We start from the raw sequence: 12,874 nt of genomic DNA, 5'->3' as shown, positions 1-12,874 counted from the left end.
CATGGAGCGTACTGAAGAATCTGCACTGTCACAGCCGCAGGAGAGTGGCCGACCAGGGGCAACACGTCGTCCGGCTTCGCCTTTGGTTGATCCCTCGCTGGCACCGCTTCTGACCAAATCCCAAACACTTCGAGCGGGTCTTGCACAGGCTGATCACGACAACCTGGGTGTCGAATCGGGGCCAGCCGGTGGCGGCACCTATCTTGTTCCCGGTGTGAAGATCGTCATTGACGAGAACGCCATCGGGCAGGGCCCCAGAATCGCACGTTCTCTTTCTCATGAAGTTGGGCATCATCTCTTCACCGAGCAACCAGATCGGACGTCCAAGCAATCCTATGTAAACACCCTGCTACGCGGAGAAGCCGCTGCGACGCTCAGTAATGTCCAGGTCCAGCGTGAACTCATTGCGGCCGGTGGACCGGACATTGGCGTGTCGGGTACGGGTAATCGACCGCAACAGTATGGAGCCATTGCCGTTGAACTCCAGGCCGGGCGGATCAATCGAAACCAGGCGCTTGGACAGATCGCTGAGGTGTTCAAAACGGAGGCTCCTTCTGTGGGTCCTCATGCGACATACGAGCTTTACTATGGCGCGCACTATGATCAGCACTTAGCACCCACGCAGCGTCGACGTAGGCCCGAGCCAGAATTTGACGCCGAGCGCACTTCGGCTGGGGAGAGAGTCGCCGTGGTCGCCGACGACTCACTCTCAGTGCAGCGAACAGCTTCCTCTGTAGCTGAACTCGGCAACGCTGACCGCTCTCTCTACATGCAGATAAGAGCGGGTGTGGAACGCCTGGACGCCGAGAGCGGGAAGCAGTGGGATGAGTCGAGCCAGCGCATGTCCGCGAGTCTGTTGGTGCTCGCGAAGGAGCAAGGGTTTTCAAGAGTTGACCACGTTGTACTGAACAACCCGACAGAGTCCCTTGCACGTGGCGAGAAAGTATTCATCGTCGAGGGAGCGATGGACGATCCTGCCCAACGCCGCGGAGCCATGAATACGATGGACGCGCTTCGCTCGCCCGAAGCAGAGTCCCTTCATCGCGCTGAAGCGTTGGCCGCAAATCTTGAACAGCCACCAGCGCAGCAGGTTCATGCGCAGGATGGACCATCATTCTCAAGGTAGGACTGTCGAGACAGCGGATCTTCCGTCCTTCGAACCGCCGGGCGAGTGCCTGGAGCAGCGCAAAGAGACGCCGACTCATAGGGGATGGTGCCGCTTATCCGAATCGAACGGATGACCTACTGTTTACAAGTCGGCGGGTGGATAGCTTGCCATGATTTGAAATCGGATGGTCCGGGGCCGCTTACACCGAGGAAAAACCGCGACTTAATGAAGCTTCAGGGGCACAAACGGCGCGTCTGAACACGGCACCTTGTGGTGCGAAACCGTGTCCGAGCCGTGGCCCCGTCACACGGAGCCAGCATGAAGTCGAAGATCACCCAGTCCCTCGTCGAGAGGGCGCCCCGGCCCGAGCCGGGCAAGTCGGCCCTGTACGCCGACACCGAGATGAGGGGGTTCTACCTTATCGTCACCCCCACTAAGCGCAGCTTCTACGTCCAGTCCCTCGTCAACGGGCGTCAGGTCAGGACGAAGCTGGGCGACCACCCGGCGATGGACGCCAAGCAAGCCCGGGACGCCGCACGGCAGACGCTGGTCGGCATGCGGGGCGGCACCAACCCGAACGAGGAGCGTCGTAGGGCCCGGGCGCGCGGCATCACCCTGCGGGAGGGGCTGGATCTGCACCTCAACTCCCGGCGGCTGGCCGACAAGACCCGCAGCGGCTATGAGTACCACGTCACCTACTACCTCAAGGACTGGCTCGACCGGCCGCTGGCCGAGATCGGCGCGGACCGTCAGGGCGTGCGCGAGCGTCACCGGCGGATCACCGAGAGGAGCGGCGCCACCTCGGGCGACAACACCATGCGGGTGCTGCGCTCGGTCTACAACCGCGCCCTGCGGCAGTTCCCAGACCTGCCCCCGAACCCGGTGGGCAACGTGGACATGAACGGCATGCGCCGCCGCGAGGTGGATGCCAGTCCCGACAAGCTCAGGGCGTGGGGGAAGGCTGTCCTGTCGCTGGGCAACCCGGTACGCCGCGACCTGCAACTGTTCATGCTGCTGTCGGGCATGCGCAGGACCGCCTCGTGCGAGGCGAGGCGCGCGGACCTCCGCGATGGCCACCTGCACGTACCGAACCCCAAGGGCGGCGCGGCCAAGAAGTTCGACCTGCCGCTGTCGTCTGTGCTCGCCGACCTACTCGCCCACCGTGAGGCGGGGGCCGACAGCGTGAGGCGCAAGACGCCCTACCTGTTCCCAGCCGACTCGGCGTCGGGCCGGGTGGCGGAGGTCCAGCAGCACGAGCTGGGCGACCTCACCGGCCACGCGCTGCGGCACGCGTACGCGTCCCTCGCATTGCAGGCAGGCATTCCGCTGCTGGAGTTGCGGTTCCTGCTGAACCACAGCGCGTCCAGCGGCGGCGTCACGATGGGCTACCTGCACCCGTCGCTCGACCACCTGCGCGAGCATCAGGAGAAGGCGTCGCGCTACATCCTCGACGCGCTGGGCCTCGTGCACAAGCCCGGGACGTGGCCGCCGAGGCTGGCCACCTGATCCGCAGTCGGCACGCGACGCACCACAAGGCGATGAAAATGAAAGGGCCACCGCGAAGGTGGCCCTTTCTCGTGCACGGCGGGAGAACGCGTCACTCGTCGAAGGGCGCGGGCTCGACCACCCGCACGGTGCGCAGCGCCTCGGCCGACTGCTCCTCGTCCATGTCGGCGGGGTGGTGCTTCTGACGGGGCGGCACCTCGGCGCCCTTCTTACGCATGTCGTTCGCATACCAGCGCACCGACTTGGCCGTGGCGGCGGCGCCCTCGATTTGTGCGTTGACCATCTCGGCGATGAGCGCGTGCGGGTGGCCCGCCGGGTCCATCAGGATCGCTCGTGCGAGCGCTCCGATGCCCATGCCTTGGGGCTTTTTCTCGGTCGCCTCGGGCGCCTCGGCGGCAGCGACCTTCGGCTCTGCGCGCTCCTTGGCCGCCTTGGGCTTCTTCGGCCGCTCGGGCGAGCTCAGGTCGATGTTCTTGTCGGCCGCGATCTGCTCGATACGCGCTACGAGCTTCGATCGCGTCGCGAAGGTCTTGGGTCCCGCGGGCTTGTCGGCAATGCGGTTGTGCAGCGCGAGCAGTTCCTTTGTGGGCACGTCTTCCAGGTTCATGGCGTTCTCCTACATGTGGGTGGACACATAGGCATTAGGTCGCGATACGCTGGGTTTGGGAGCCCCCCCCCCCCCCAACGGATCTTCTTCTAATACGAGGAGCAGAATGAAAAAGCAGGCCAGAATGCTGTTGGACAAGGGCATAGACTCGTTGGTGCTTGCAGTCGAGCACTTCAACAGGCCTTGGGACAGGGGCAGGAAGGAGGCGGTCCTAATCCTCCTCGATCGGAGCTTCGAGCTGATCCTCAAGGCAGCCATCATCCACCGGGGCGGCAAGATCAGGGAGGCCTACGAGCGGGAGACAATTGGCTTCGAGAAATGCGTGCGCAAGTGCCTTGATGACGCCGATGTCAAGTTTCTCAGCGTGGACGAAGGTCTGACCGTCCAGATCATCAACAGCCTCCGCGACGCTGCTCAGCACGACGTGGTCGAACTCTCCGAACAGGAGCTATACCTGCACGCTCAGGCAGGTGTAACTCTGTTCCGCGACATTCTCAGCAGAGTTTTCGACGAGAAACTCAGAGACCACGTTCCGGAACGAGTGTTGCCCGTTTCGCCCAACCCACCGCCCAACCTGCATACGATGATCGAGGCAGATTTCGAGAAAATCATCCAGCAGCTCCAGCCCTACTCACGCGACCAGGTTGAGGCGAAGGCGAAGCTCAAAGCTCTTGCCATCGTTGAGTCTTCACTGTCCGGCGTACGCTCACAACCGAGCGAGCTCGAAGTGAACGCTTTGGCGCGCAAGGTGAAGGAGGGTAAGACTTGGCAGGAGTTGTTTCCCGGCATCTCCACTCTTCGGGTTTCAGCTGAGGGCGAGGGAATTAACGTAGCAATCCGCATCACCCGAAAGGACGGCGATGCCGTACACATCGTTCCAGAGGGTACTCCCGGAGCGACGGTCCTAGCGGTAAGGAAGGTCGATCAACTTGGCTTCTACTCACTGGGTCTACATGCAGTCGCCGAGAAGGTCGGCCTCTCTCCACCCAAGACCCTTGCCGTTGTTAAGGAGTTGAAGCTTCAAGAGTCGGATGACTACTTTAAGGACTTCAAGGTCGATTCCCAGCGATTCAAGCGGTACTCCGCCAAGGCCGTTGAGAAGATCAAAGAGGAGCTTCCGAAGCTGGATATGGATGCCGTCTGGGAAAGGCAAAAACCCACAGGTAGACGAGGCCATTAAGGCACTCTCCAATTAGAGATTGGCTCGTCTTTTCGCCTATGTCATAGAAAAAGAAGGGGATGCCCTCAGGACATCCCCCTCGAAACACGGCCGGGGCAACCCGTCGCCCCTCTGCGCACCCAACCAGCCCGGCCGCGTTTGCCCGGTCAGCAGAGCGCGAGGTGCGCCTGCCCGTGTCCCAGCCGGTCGGCCCGACGCTTGGTCTCGCGGTCCACGTACAGGTCCAGCGCGCGGCAGTACGGCATGCCCGCGAGGCGCGCCGCGTCGTCGAAGTATTCGGAGTACGGGCGGACACCCGCGTCCTCAGCCCGCTCGGCCAAGGACGCGAGGAGGTCGCCACCCGTGCGCAGGGCGCCGACCATGCCGGCGAGCGCGATCGCCACCGGGTGGTCCGTCGAGTAGTGGGTCAGCTTACGCATCGCCACCCCCGATCAGGTCGTGGTCGATGTCCCGCTCGCGCATGGCGAGCTGCACCGAGCTGAGGGGGTTGGCCTTGCCGGCGTACCAGGCGCGGATGGCGACCAGGATGCCCTGGAGGCGCGCGTCGCCCAGCTTGATGTACTCCTGGACCTTGAGGAAGTCGTCCTGCTTCATCGCGGACGCCAGCTCGGCCGGGCCGACGGGTCGGTCCTTGGAGGGCATGCGGTCGATCAGGGACAGCACGGCCGAGGCAAGGGCCACGTTCCGTGTGCCGACCGCGACCTGGGCCATGTGCCCGAGCTCGGCCGGGCCGGCGTGCTGGAGCTGCTGGAGGTACTCGGTGCGCTTGGGGTCGCCCAGGGCCGCGCGGGCCAGGACCTTCGCCGGGGAATCGTAGAACTCGCGCTGGCCGATGAGCTGCGCGTGCGGGGCGCCCGCGTCCTTGATGATCTTGTCGAGCTCAGCCTTCGAGTTGTCCTGGATCTCGCGGATGCTGGCGAGCGTCTCGTTCTGGGCGAAGCGCGCCACGTCGCCCGCGCCGATGCCGGCCGCGCTCTTCCAGCGCGAAGCGATCTGCTGCTTGCGGGTCGCGACGTCCTTGTTCAGCCGCTCGATCGCGGAGAGAGTGCGCTTGTGCAGCAGGTCGAGCTGCGATGCGAGCTCGCCGATCTGCTGGGGACTGAGGAGGGGGGTGTCGTTGAGGGTGATCTTCATGGCTCGCTGGCTCCTGTGAGGTTGGTCCTCCGGTCGCCTGTCACGAGCGCGTGCACCAAGCCGAGGTGCGGGTCACGCGCGCCTGTGCGCTGACCGGATACGCCTGCAATGTGTCGCGGAGCGTTGGCTGCGGACGCCATCGTTCTCCGGACGTGTTTCCCCCGAAGCCGGCGCCGCCTCGGCGGCTTGCGGTTCATGGGCTTGGCGTCGCGCCGCTGCCCGATCGAATGTCAGTGGTCCCCGTCCGGGCGCGCGCCGACGGGCCATCCGCCCGCGCCCCCGCACTCGACGCACATGCGCGCCCGCACGACGTCGTCGGACCAGTGCGGCCTGCCGCACGTCATGCACCCGACCCAGCCCACGCAGCGCACCAAGCGCGGCGGGTCGAAGTTGGTGTCCACCACGGGCGCGCGTCGCACGCACCCGTCGAACGCCCACCGGGAGGGCTCGGCTAAGTCCCGGCCCATCCGCACCGTGGAGGGGTCGTGCACCTGGCGCCTGCCCGGCGTGGCGCCGAGCCAGCGGTAGGTCGGGTGCCTGGGGTCGTGGCAGCGCGCCGTCACGGCGCTGTACCCGATCCCTAGTGCTTGGGCCGCCTGCCTGGCGGAGGGGTATCGCACTCCGCCCACCTCCACAGCGACCGGCTGCCCGTTAGGCGCCTCGGTTGACACTGCCATGCTCGCGCCGCGCCTCGTACTCCAGCGACATGCGCTCCCACTCGTTCGCATCCAGGCGCGGCACCGGGCCGAGGCACGTCATCTCGCTGCGCCGGGCCAAGGCGTCGCACCCGCCCATCGCCGCGACCGCCTCGGGCGCCGTGTCGTGGATCGCGCCCAGCATGACTTCGATCTGCTCCGCCTTGGCCAGGGCCTCGGCGACGCTCAGCCTGTCACTCATCGTCCTGTTCCTCCTGCGGCCGCGCCGCGTTGTACTTGGAGAGCAGCGCCACGAGCTGGGCGCGCTCGTCGGCGGGCATCGCCAGCAGGGCGTCGGCCGACAGGCCCGTGTCCTCGACCTTGACGCGCAGCCTGTCCGCCATCTGCTCGCCGTAGCGGAACTTCAGGAGAACCTCCAGGAGCCTGTCGCTGTGCTTGCGCACCGTCAGCGGCCTCTCCTCGCCGGTCGTCGGGTCCGAGGTGGTGGCGAGGCGCCCCTGGTGGATGACCGGCTCGTCGTACCCGAGCGCGGCGCGCCTGTACGCCTCGGCGAGCAGCGAGTCCAGGGCGACCTCGATCGCCCTCTCCCACCGGGTGCGGAACTCGATGTCGTTGGCCTTGTGGTAGAAGGCCGTCTGCCTGCTGATGCCTGCCGCTGCGGCGGCCTGCTTGGGCGAACACGTGTCCTCCAGCACCTGGAAGAACAGCTCGCGCCGCTCTGGCGTGAAGGTGTTCGGGATGGAATGCACGTCGCCGTCTCCATGAAAAGTGGCTTACGGCGTGATCGTGTCGTGCTTACGCGCGTAGGCACGCCATCGTTCAAGCAGTTGGATCAACAGCTTGGATGGTGGCGGCCATCCGATGCTTGATTAAGGGGTTTGGTTGCCCGGACTTGCCCTCGCGCGCGAAGGACACGGCACACACGGTCGGAAGGACGAACCGGCGCATTCCCCCGCATCGGCCGCTGCGCCGAGAGGTCGGCCACGGCTGTTCGGGCCGGGGCCGCAGGATTGTCCAAGAAGCTGAGGAACGATTGCGTCGATTACCCTCTTGGGTGCAAAAGGCTCGACAAATGCTTTTGCAAATCAATATTTTGCCATCTGTGTAATTACTGCAGCTACTGCAACTACTTAAAAAGTAAGAAAGAGAAAGCGTCACCTCGGATCGGCCGAGAGCACGGTTCAAGAGGCAATATCAAGACGATTTACGATGACAAGTGGGACGTCGTTTTCCTGAGTGCGGCGATTGCGTCGGGCTCAAGTGCTTGCCATGTAAAGAAAAAGCCGCAACCGAGATGCAGTTGCGGCTCGCTTTTCCCCATATTGCGCAGGTGCCTCAGTCGCGCGCTCCAAGCAACCTATCAGCGTCCACGCCCAGAGCCTTCGCCATAGCGTCGAGCGCCTGGCCGAACGGGGGCAGGACGTAGTACCACTTTCCACGGTGTCGCTTCGTGCCAACTTGGCGACGCTGGACACCGAGATCAGCCAGAACCCTGCCCAAGGCGTCGTCCGCTTTCCAGGAGCGCCGCTTTTCCTTTGCGTAGGCGCGATAGGACTCACGCAATGTGGAGCACAGGATGCCGACAGGTTCCTCGCCCCAGGTCGTTGCGCTGCCCAGCACTTCGTCGGCAGGTACACCGTCGAGATCGTCAGTCGGGCGCTCGCCCGACTGGAGCAGCGAAAGCCACCATTCGTGCTCCAGGTCTAAGCCGCGGATCTTCTGGTCTGCAAGTGCCTTGCTGTTCGGCACATTGTCGCGTGGTGCCCATTCGCCAAGTTCGCGAGTGAGCATGTCGTGCAGCAGGGCTGCGCGACCTCCTTGGTCGAGCTGGCGGTTGAGACGGCGGAAGAAGTCTTTGTCGCCGCGCCGGCTATCGTTGACCTGGAACACGGCGAAGCGGCGCTCGTCACCCAGCCCTGCTGGCACCGCCCATTCCGAGTTGGAGGCCATGACGATGTGCACCAAGTTCTTGCCCTTGACCGCGTCGCGTCCCTTGCCCTCGTACGTCATGGTTGGTTCGGTGACCAGTTGCTTGAGCTTCGATTCACCCTCCTTATCGCCGGCCCAGAAGGCCTCGTCGGCAAACAGGCACACACAGTTCTGTAGGTGCGAGTTGAAGCGTCCCGTTATGTGCTCTGGCGCGCTGACGTGTAGTCCGTGCGTCCCCGCCAGATCGGACAGCGCACGTCCGAGCGTGCCCTTGCCGGTGCCCTTCTTGCCCTTGAAGCAGAGCGCCACCTCGGCAACCTTATCGGGATGCTGGAACATGTAGGCCATCCAGTTGAGTACGTACTCGAAGTGCTCTTCCACGCCGTCCACGAGTACGTCCCGGATCAGTTCGCGCAGCAGCGACCAGTCGCCCTTCTTCGGCTGCTCAGACCAGCCGCGCCACAGGTTGAGCCAGCCGTCGTGCTCTTGGCTTGGATCGAAAATGATGCCTTGGTATTGGCGGCGCCTCGGGTGCTTCAGCCAGAAGTGTGCCTTCGGCAACGGCTTTTCGTTGGGGCGCTCGACAAGCTGGTTGAGATATAGGTTCTGGAAATCCTCCTTCGTGGACCGCTGGAAGAACGGGCGCTTCACAACGGGGTCGAACATCTCGGTGAATACCCTGAACTTGCCGCCCTCCATCACTACGCAGTGCTTCTCGTTGAGCTCCTCGACTACGGCGTCTACGCCCGTCACCTTCGGCGGCTCGCGCAGCGTCGCGTCGTCCACGCCCAGGCCCAAGTCCTCGGGGTCCTCATACACCTCGAAGTCGTCGACCGCGTCGACGCGCGCGACGTGGCCTCCCGCCTCCTGCACGAACTTGTGCAGCAGCTTCACCGTGATGGGCCGCCCGCCCTTGCCTGCGGTGGCGTGCAGCGAGTCCCAGCGCCTGCCGATGATCCACGCATCGTCCCGGTACTTCAGGTCCTGCGTGCTCCAGTCGATGAACTCCTGCCGCCCCTCGCCCGCGGTGGCGTGATGGCAGGCCATCATCAGGTCGCGCCACTTGTCGTGCTCGGCGAACGCTTCGGGGTCGAGCTGCTCCAGCGTCTCGGCCAGCATCTCCGGCGTGAGCTCGCCGAAGCCCGCCGCCTCGCCGTGAGCCCGCGTCGGGCGGCGGATGAGGCGCAGCAGCGCGTCGGGCACGTGCGGTGCTTCCTCGGGGAAAGGTGCCAGGTCGTCCCACTCGTACCGCCTTCCGTTCGGATGCACGGAGCCGGGGGCGACGACCTGGCGCCCCTGGCTCTTGAACTCCACGCCGGGGTAGCGCTCCAGACTATCGAGCAGTTGCACGTCGGCCGGCTTTCGGAAGTAGTAGTGGTGGCCGCCCGAGCCAGTGACGACGTGCGGGCACGTCGACAGATCGAGCATCGCGTCGCGTGCCAGCTCGGCCAGCGGGTCGCGTCCGGCGGCATTGTCGGGATCGTCCTTCCCGCCAAAGTTGCGCGGGTCCACGTCCAGCACCATCCAGGTCGGCGGCAGGCGCACGCCCACGTTGCGGCTGTCGCGCCGTGCGCCCTCGACCACCTCGCGGCTGTCGTAGTCCTTCGCCTGCCAAGCCGCGTCCCTCGGGGTCTTGCCACGTGCGCGGCCTCTCGCGTCCTTCGCGTCCCACCTGTGGAGCGGGATCAGTGTGAGACCCGCGCGGATCAGACCATCGACGTCGAACGATGGCGTCGGTCCGGCAGACCTAGCGGCATCATTGACCCCGTGAGCTCTGGCAGGCTCCGTCTCCCGGTCAGTCGTAACCTTGCGCCCACGGTCTAGCACGCCGTGGGCGTTTTCTTGTGCGGCCATCGGTCAGTTCTCCGCGTTGGCGGTGCGGGCGGCCAGCATCGCGGCGGCGACCTTGCGGACGCCCTCGCTCATCGGCTGGCCCCTTGCGTAGTCGCGCAAGTCGCCCATGCGGTAACGGATCAGCTTCGGCCCGACGCGGGAGTACTTCGGCCCGCCGCCGTGGCAGCGATACCACGACAACGTGGCGCGCTTGAGCCGCAGGAACGTGGCGGCTTCCTCGGGCTTGACCATAGCCGCGTCGGGAAGCGCGTGCAGTTCGGCCAGTTCCTCGGGAGTGAGCTTGTTGGGTTCGGGGGTAGTCACAGGCGTGCTCCATCTCCAAGTTCCCGCGGAGGCGGAATGCCGCCGGGGGACTGGGCTGCTGTGCGTCGCAGAGATGGGCTGCTCAGTTCGTCACGCTGGGCTGGCCTCGGCTGTTCTTGCCACCGAAAGCACTTCTGATCGCCATAGCTACTGCCGGCAATCCTCGAGCTGGTCTGGTCAGCAGCCCGATTAACCACACTGTACCCGGATGGCTCGCGCGTTGACACCAACGTTGTGTCCGGGCTCCCCGGCGAGCCCGTGTCGTCCGGTTCGCCCCGGGGCTGCTCCGGTATCAGACAGTGCCGGTATCGGAAGCGGCACAGGCTGCCTGATGCGACCATGCGCCCATCAATAACATAAATATTAACTGAACAAACGTTCGCCAGCAGCATGACTCCGTCACGCAGCTCTGGCAGTCTGTAACTGTCGTGACGGGGATCATCCTTGCACGTTGTGGGCCGAAAGGCTCGAGGGGCGAAAGCCCCACAGGCTCCTGCGGCGACGTCGGTCCGAGGTCGATGATCGAAGGTCGAGGGTCGTGGGATTCAGGTGGCGTCGGCAAGGAGCGACGCCAGTGGGCTATAGGAGGGCAAAAGCTGGCGCTTCCCCGTCTCAGGTGTCGCAAGGGGTGCAATTTCGCACCACACCGAGACAAGACCATGAGTAGCAAGCAGAACGGTCGGAAGCACGACAAGCGTCAGCAGTTGGTCGGTTACCTCAAGCGTTTTCTGAGGAAGCCTTGGTTCATGCGTTTGGTGATTGGGGTGATCTGGAAGTTGATGGATCGCTATCTCTGATTTCAGCCAATAGCCAGCAAGCACGATACGACAAGATCAGCACCCTCCCTTAGAACAGACCTAAGCACTCCTTGCAAAACGGGAGTAGACATGTTGAACAAAGCCCTCAAGATCGTCCGAGAAGTGCATCGGATGAAACAGGGCGAACTCGCTGACGCACTAGGAATCTCCAAGTCCTATTTGTCAGAACTGGAGCGAGGCGAAAAGAAGGTGAGCCTCGAAGTCTTGAACAAGTACGCGCACACCTTCGACGTACCAGCCTCCACCTTCCTCAGCTTCATGGAAGCGCTTGAAGGTGAGTCCGATGCACGGCGTGCTCGCGCCCGAAAACTGCTGAGCGTTCTCTCATGGACTGTTGGGAATGAACACACCGAGGACGAAAAAGACGACGCCCACACGAAAGCGAACTGAGCGCTACGCGATCGTTTCGTCCCCGCTATACGGAATGACGAGCCATACCCGGCTCGCCGCAATTCTGCGGTGGGCCGGGACGACTGGCCAGCTTAGAGAGTTCTGCAGGAGGCCCAGCAACTTCAGTCGGTACATCGACAGGTCGAAGCCAGGCAAGGAGCGGCTGATCGAAGCTCCTGCAAAAAGTGCCAAAGCCTTCCAAGCTCGCTTCCTTGAGCTCCTCCGCCGCGTTGAGCTTCCGGACTACCTGCATTCCGCGCGATCTGGCCGCTCCTACCTAAGCAACTCTGCCACTCATTGCGAGGCGGATGGATGCACGATCACGATGGACATCGACTCGTTCTATCAGTCAGCCACCCGCGAGCGCGTTATCCATTTTTTCGAGGTCTACTTGAAGCAGCCGAGGGACGTAGCTGAGACGCTGGCCAACCTACTCTGCTGCGATGGACACCTGGCTACTGGCAGCCCTGCAAGCCCTCTCGTGTCCTTTTGGGCATACCGCGAGGTATTCGACGCCATTGATAAGCGCGTCCGCTCACGCGGTGGGGTGTTTACGCTTTACATCGACGACATGGGGATAACCGGAAAAGGGTTCGGGCATACCGACATCCGTTGGATCAGTCGATTATTGCGCAAAGCGGGTCTGACCGTGAAGGAAACCAAGACCCGAGTGTTCCATGCACACGCACCCAAGCTTGTGACAGGCAGGGCATGCAGAAATGGAGTAAGCCGCGCCCCGAACAAGCAGCACCGAAAGATGCGGGCTGCGCAGACGCAGCTTGAGTTGAATCCCCACGATCCCAGCCTTAGGGCAAGTGTCGCAGGACAAAAGCGCCATCTCGCGCTATTGGACGACGCGAACCGCGACAGGCACCGAGCGGAAGCCGCACGGTTGACGAAAGGGCATTAGAGACAGGCCTCGACCCAAGCATCGGCGACGTTGTTCCGCCCCTCAAGAATCACTCGCCCATCCCCGAATACAAAGCGTTGGAAGCCGGTGTACCCGCCGAACTCGTTCTTGGCGTTGACTCGGCCGCAGGCGACCACGCCGAACTCCTCGGTGTAGTTGGCGCGCACATCCTTGAATTGCGCTGAGTTCGGGTCCTTAAACTCGCGCCTGACGGCGCGCTCGGCCGCGATGATGGCCTCGGCGCCGAACCACTTCTCCTGCTGCGCCTTCTTCTCGGCCGCCGACATGGGGCGATCCGGCTCGGGCTGTGGCGCTGCAGGCTCTTGCGCTTGCTTCGGCGACGGCTCTGCCGCCGTTACAGGCGCGGGGGCGACTGTCGGCTCGCTTCGCGGCACCACCTTCGACCCGATCCAGGCCAGGACCACCAGAACGACCAGAAGAATACCTATCCGCTTCATGCACTCCCCCTGAGCTAGGTC

At 63.8% G+C, this 12,874-nt stretch carries 14 protein-coding genes; 6 read left to right on the top strand and 8 right to left on the bottom strand.

The window, feature by feature from the left end:
• Position 1: 1 nt before the first annotated feature.
• Both V3B41_RS10175 and V3B41_RS10170 read left to right on the top strand, forming a co-directional pair.
• Positions 2 to 1,126: an XVIPCD domain-containing protein gene (locus tag V3B41_RS10175; protein WP_329860942.1), complete on the top strand. Its 1,125-nt coding sequence runs from the start codon at positions 2 to 4 to the stop codon at positions 1,124 to 1,126.
• A 300-nt stretch (positions 1,127 to 1,426) separates the two neighbouring features.
• The gene (locus V3B41_RS10170; protein WP_329860940.1) at positions 1,427 to 2,614 is read left to right on the top strand and encodes an integrase arm-type DNA-binding domain-containing protein; all 1,188 of its coding nucleotides are present in this window, start codon (positions 1,427 to 1,429) and stop codon (positions 2,612 to 2,614) included.
• A gap of 91 nt (positions 2,615 to 2,705) precedes the next feature.
• Here V3B41_RS10170 and V3B41_RS10165 read toward each other — a convergent pair whose 3' ends face one another.
• On the bottom strand, positions 2,706 to 3,221 hold the full coding sequence (locus tag V3B41_RS10165; RefSeq protein ID WP_329860938.1) for a hypothetical protein: 516 nt from the start codon (positions 3,219 to 3,221) through the stop codon (positions 2,706 to 2,708).
• Positions 3,222 to 3,327: 106 nt separating this feature from the next.
• Here V3B41_RS10165 and V3B41_RS10160 point away from each other — a divergent pair, with 106 nt between their 5' ends.
• Positions 3,328 to 4,401, top strand: coding sequence for a DUF3644 domain-containing protein (locus tag V3B41_RS10160; protein ID WP_329860936.1), 1,074 nt, complete (start codon positions 3,328 to 3,330; stop codon positions 4,399 to 4,401).
• A 146-nt stretch (positions 4,402 to 4,547) separates the two neighbouring features.
• On the opposite strand, the gene V3B41_RS10155 is transcribed toward V3B41_RS10160, so the two are convergent.
• The 6 genes from V3B41_RS10155 to V3B41_RS10130 form a co-directional block, all read right to left on the bottom strand.
• Positions 4,548 to 4,820: a hypothetical protein gene (locus V3B41_RS10155; RefSeq protein WP_329860934.1), complete on the bottom strand. Its 273-nt coding sequence runs from the start codon at positions 4,818 to 4,820 to the stop codon at positions 4,548 to 4,550.
• On the bottom strand, positions 4,813 to 5,535 hold the full coding sequence (locus V3B41_RS10150; RefSeq protein ID WP_329860932.1) for a hypothetical protein: 723 nt from the start codon (positions 5,533 to 5,535) through the stop codon (positions 4,813 to 4,815). The genes V3B41_RS10155 and V3B41_RS10150 overlap by 8 nt, the downstream gene beginning before the upstream one ends.
• A 651-nt stretch (positions 5,536 to 6,186) precedes the next feature.
• Positions 6,187 to 6,432, bottom strand: a complete 246-nt coding sequence (locus V3B41_RS10145) for a hypothetical protein (protein WP_329860930.1) — start codon at positions 6,430 to 6,432, stop codon at positions 6,187 to 6,189.
• A complete protein-coding gene (locus V3B41_RS10140) occupies positions 6,425 to 6,940 on the bottom strand; it encodes a hypothetical protein (protein WP_329860928.1) in 516 nt (171 codons plus the stop codon). The genes V3B41_RS10145 and V3B41_RS10140 overlap by 8 nt, the downstream gene beginning before the upstream one ends.
• 586 nt (positions 6,941 to 7,526) lie before the next feature.
• Entirely contained in the window at positions 7,527 to 9,974 is a 2,448-nt protein-coding gene (locus tag V3B41_RS10135) for a bifunctional DNA primase/polymerase (RefSeq protein WP_329860926.1), read from the bottom strand.
• Positions 9,975 to 9,977: 3 nt separating this feature from the next.
• Positions 9,978 to 10,277, bottom strand: coding sequence for a helix-turn-helix domain-containing protein (locus tag V3B41_RS10130; protein ID WP_329860923.1), 300 nt, complete (start codon positions 10,275 to 10,277; stop codon positions 9,978 to 9,980).
• A 659-nt stretch (positions 10,278 to 10,936) separates the two neighbouring features.
• Here V3B41_RS10130 and V3B41_RS10125 point away from each other — a divergent pair.
• The 3 genes from V3B41_RS10125 (at position 10,937) to V3B41_RS10115 (ending at position 12,395) form a co-directional block, all read left to right on the top strand.
• Positions 10,937 to 11,074, top strand: coding sequence for a hypothetical protein (locus V3B41_RS10125; protein WP_265129114.1), 138 nt, complete (start codon positions 10,937 to 10,939; stop codon positions 11,072 to 11,074).
• A 90-nt stretch (positions 11,075 to 11,164) separates the two neighbouring features.
• Positions 11,165 to 11,485 carry a helix-turn-helix transcriptional regulator gene (locus V3B41_RS10120; protein WP_329860920.1) on the top strand — a complete coding sequence of 107 codons (321 nt, stop codon included), beginning with the start codon at positions 11,165 to 11,167 and terminating at the stop codon, positions 11,483 to 11,485.
• Positions 11,436 to 12,395, top strand: coding sequence for a reverse transcriptase family protein (locus V3B41_RS10115; protein WP_329860918.1), 960 nt, complete (start codon positions 11,436 to 11,438; stop codon positions 12,393 to 12,395). The genes V3B41_RS10120 and V3B41_RS10115 overlap by 50 nt, the downstream gene beginning before the upstream one ends.
• Here V3B41_RS10115 and V3B41_RS10110 read toward each other — a convergent pair.
• Positions 12,392 to 12,853 carry a hypothetical protein gene (locus tag V3B41_RS10110; protein ID WP_329860916.1) on the bottom strand — a complete coding sequence of 154 codons (462 nt, stop codon included), beginning with the start codon at positions 12,851 to 12,853 and terminating at the stop codon, positions 12,392 to 12,394. The genes V3B41_RS10115 and V3B41_RS10110 overlap by 4 nt on opposite strands.
• Between the last annotated feature and the right edge of the window lie 21 nt (positions 12,854 to 12,874).

This window comes from Stenotrophomonas sp. SMYL89 (assembly GCF_036319985.1).
Taxonomy (GTDB): Bacteria; Pseudomonadota; Gammaproteobacteria; order Xanthomonadales; family Xanthomonadaceae; genus Stenotrophomonas; species Stenotrophomonas maltophilia_Q.
This window is presented reverse-complemented; position numbering and strand designations above follow the sequence as displayed.

Bases quoted from the DNA above. Each gene is read 5' to 3' on its own strand.
- V3B41_RS10175 (WP_329860942.1), top strand. From the start codon at position 2: ATGGAGCGTACTGAAGAATCTGCACTGTCACAGCCGCAGGAGAGTGGC.
- V3B41_RS10170 (WP_329860940.1), top strand. From the start codon at position 1,427: ATGAAGTCGAAGATCACCCAGTCCCTCGTCGAGAGGGCGCCCCGGCCC.
- V3B41_RS10165 (WP_329860938.1), bottom strand. From the start codon at position 3,221: ATGAACCTGGAAGACGTGCCCACAAAGGAACTGCTCGCGCTGCACAAC.
- V3B41_RS10160 (WP_329860936.1), top strand. From the start codon at position 3,328: ATGAAAAAGCAGGCCAGAATGCTGTTGGACAAGGGCATAGACTCGTTG.
- V3B41_RS10155 (WP_329860934.1), bottom strand. From the start codon at position 4,820: ATGCGTAAGCTGACCCACTACTCGACGGACCACCCGGTGGCGATCGCG.
- V3B41_RS10150 (WP_329860932.1), bottom strand. From the start codon at position 5,535: ATGAAGATCACCCTCAACGACACCCCCCTCCTCAGTCCCCAGCAGATC.
- V3B41_RS10145 (WP_329860930.1), bottom strand. From the start codon at position 6,432: ATGAGTGACAGGCTGAGCGTCGCCGAGGCCCTGGCCAAGGCGGAGCAG.
- V3B41_RS10135 (WP_329860926.1), bottom strand. From the start codon at position 9,974: ATGGCCGCACAAGAAAACGCCCACGGCGTGCTAGACCGTGGGCGCAAG.
- V3B41_RS10125 (WP_265129114.1), top strand. From the start codon at position 10,937: ATGAGTAGCAAGCAGAACGGTCGGAAGCACGACAAGCGTCAGCAGTTG.
- V3B41_RS10120 (WP_329860920.1), top strand. From the start codon at position 11,165: ATGTTGAACAAAGCCCTCAAGATCGTCCGAGAAGTGCATCGGATGAAA.
- V3B41_RS10115 (WP_329860918.1), top strand. From the start codon at position 11,436: ATGAACACACCGAGGACGAAAAAGACGACGCCCACACGAAAGCGAACT.
- V3B41_RS10110 (WP_329860916.1), bottom strand. From the start codon at position 12,853: ATGAAGCGGATAGGTATTCTTCTGGTCGTTCTGGTGGTCCTGGCCTGG.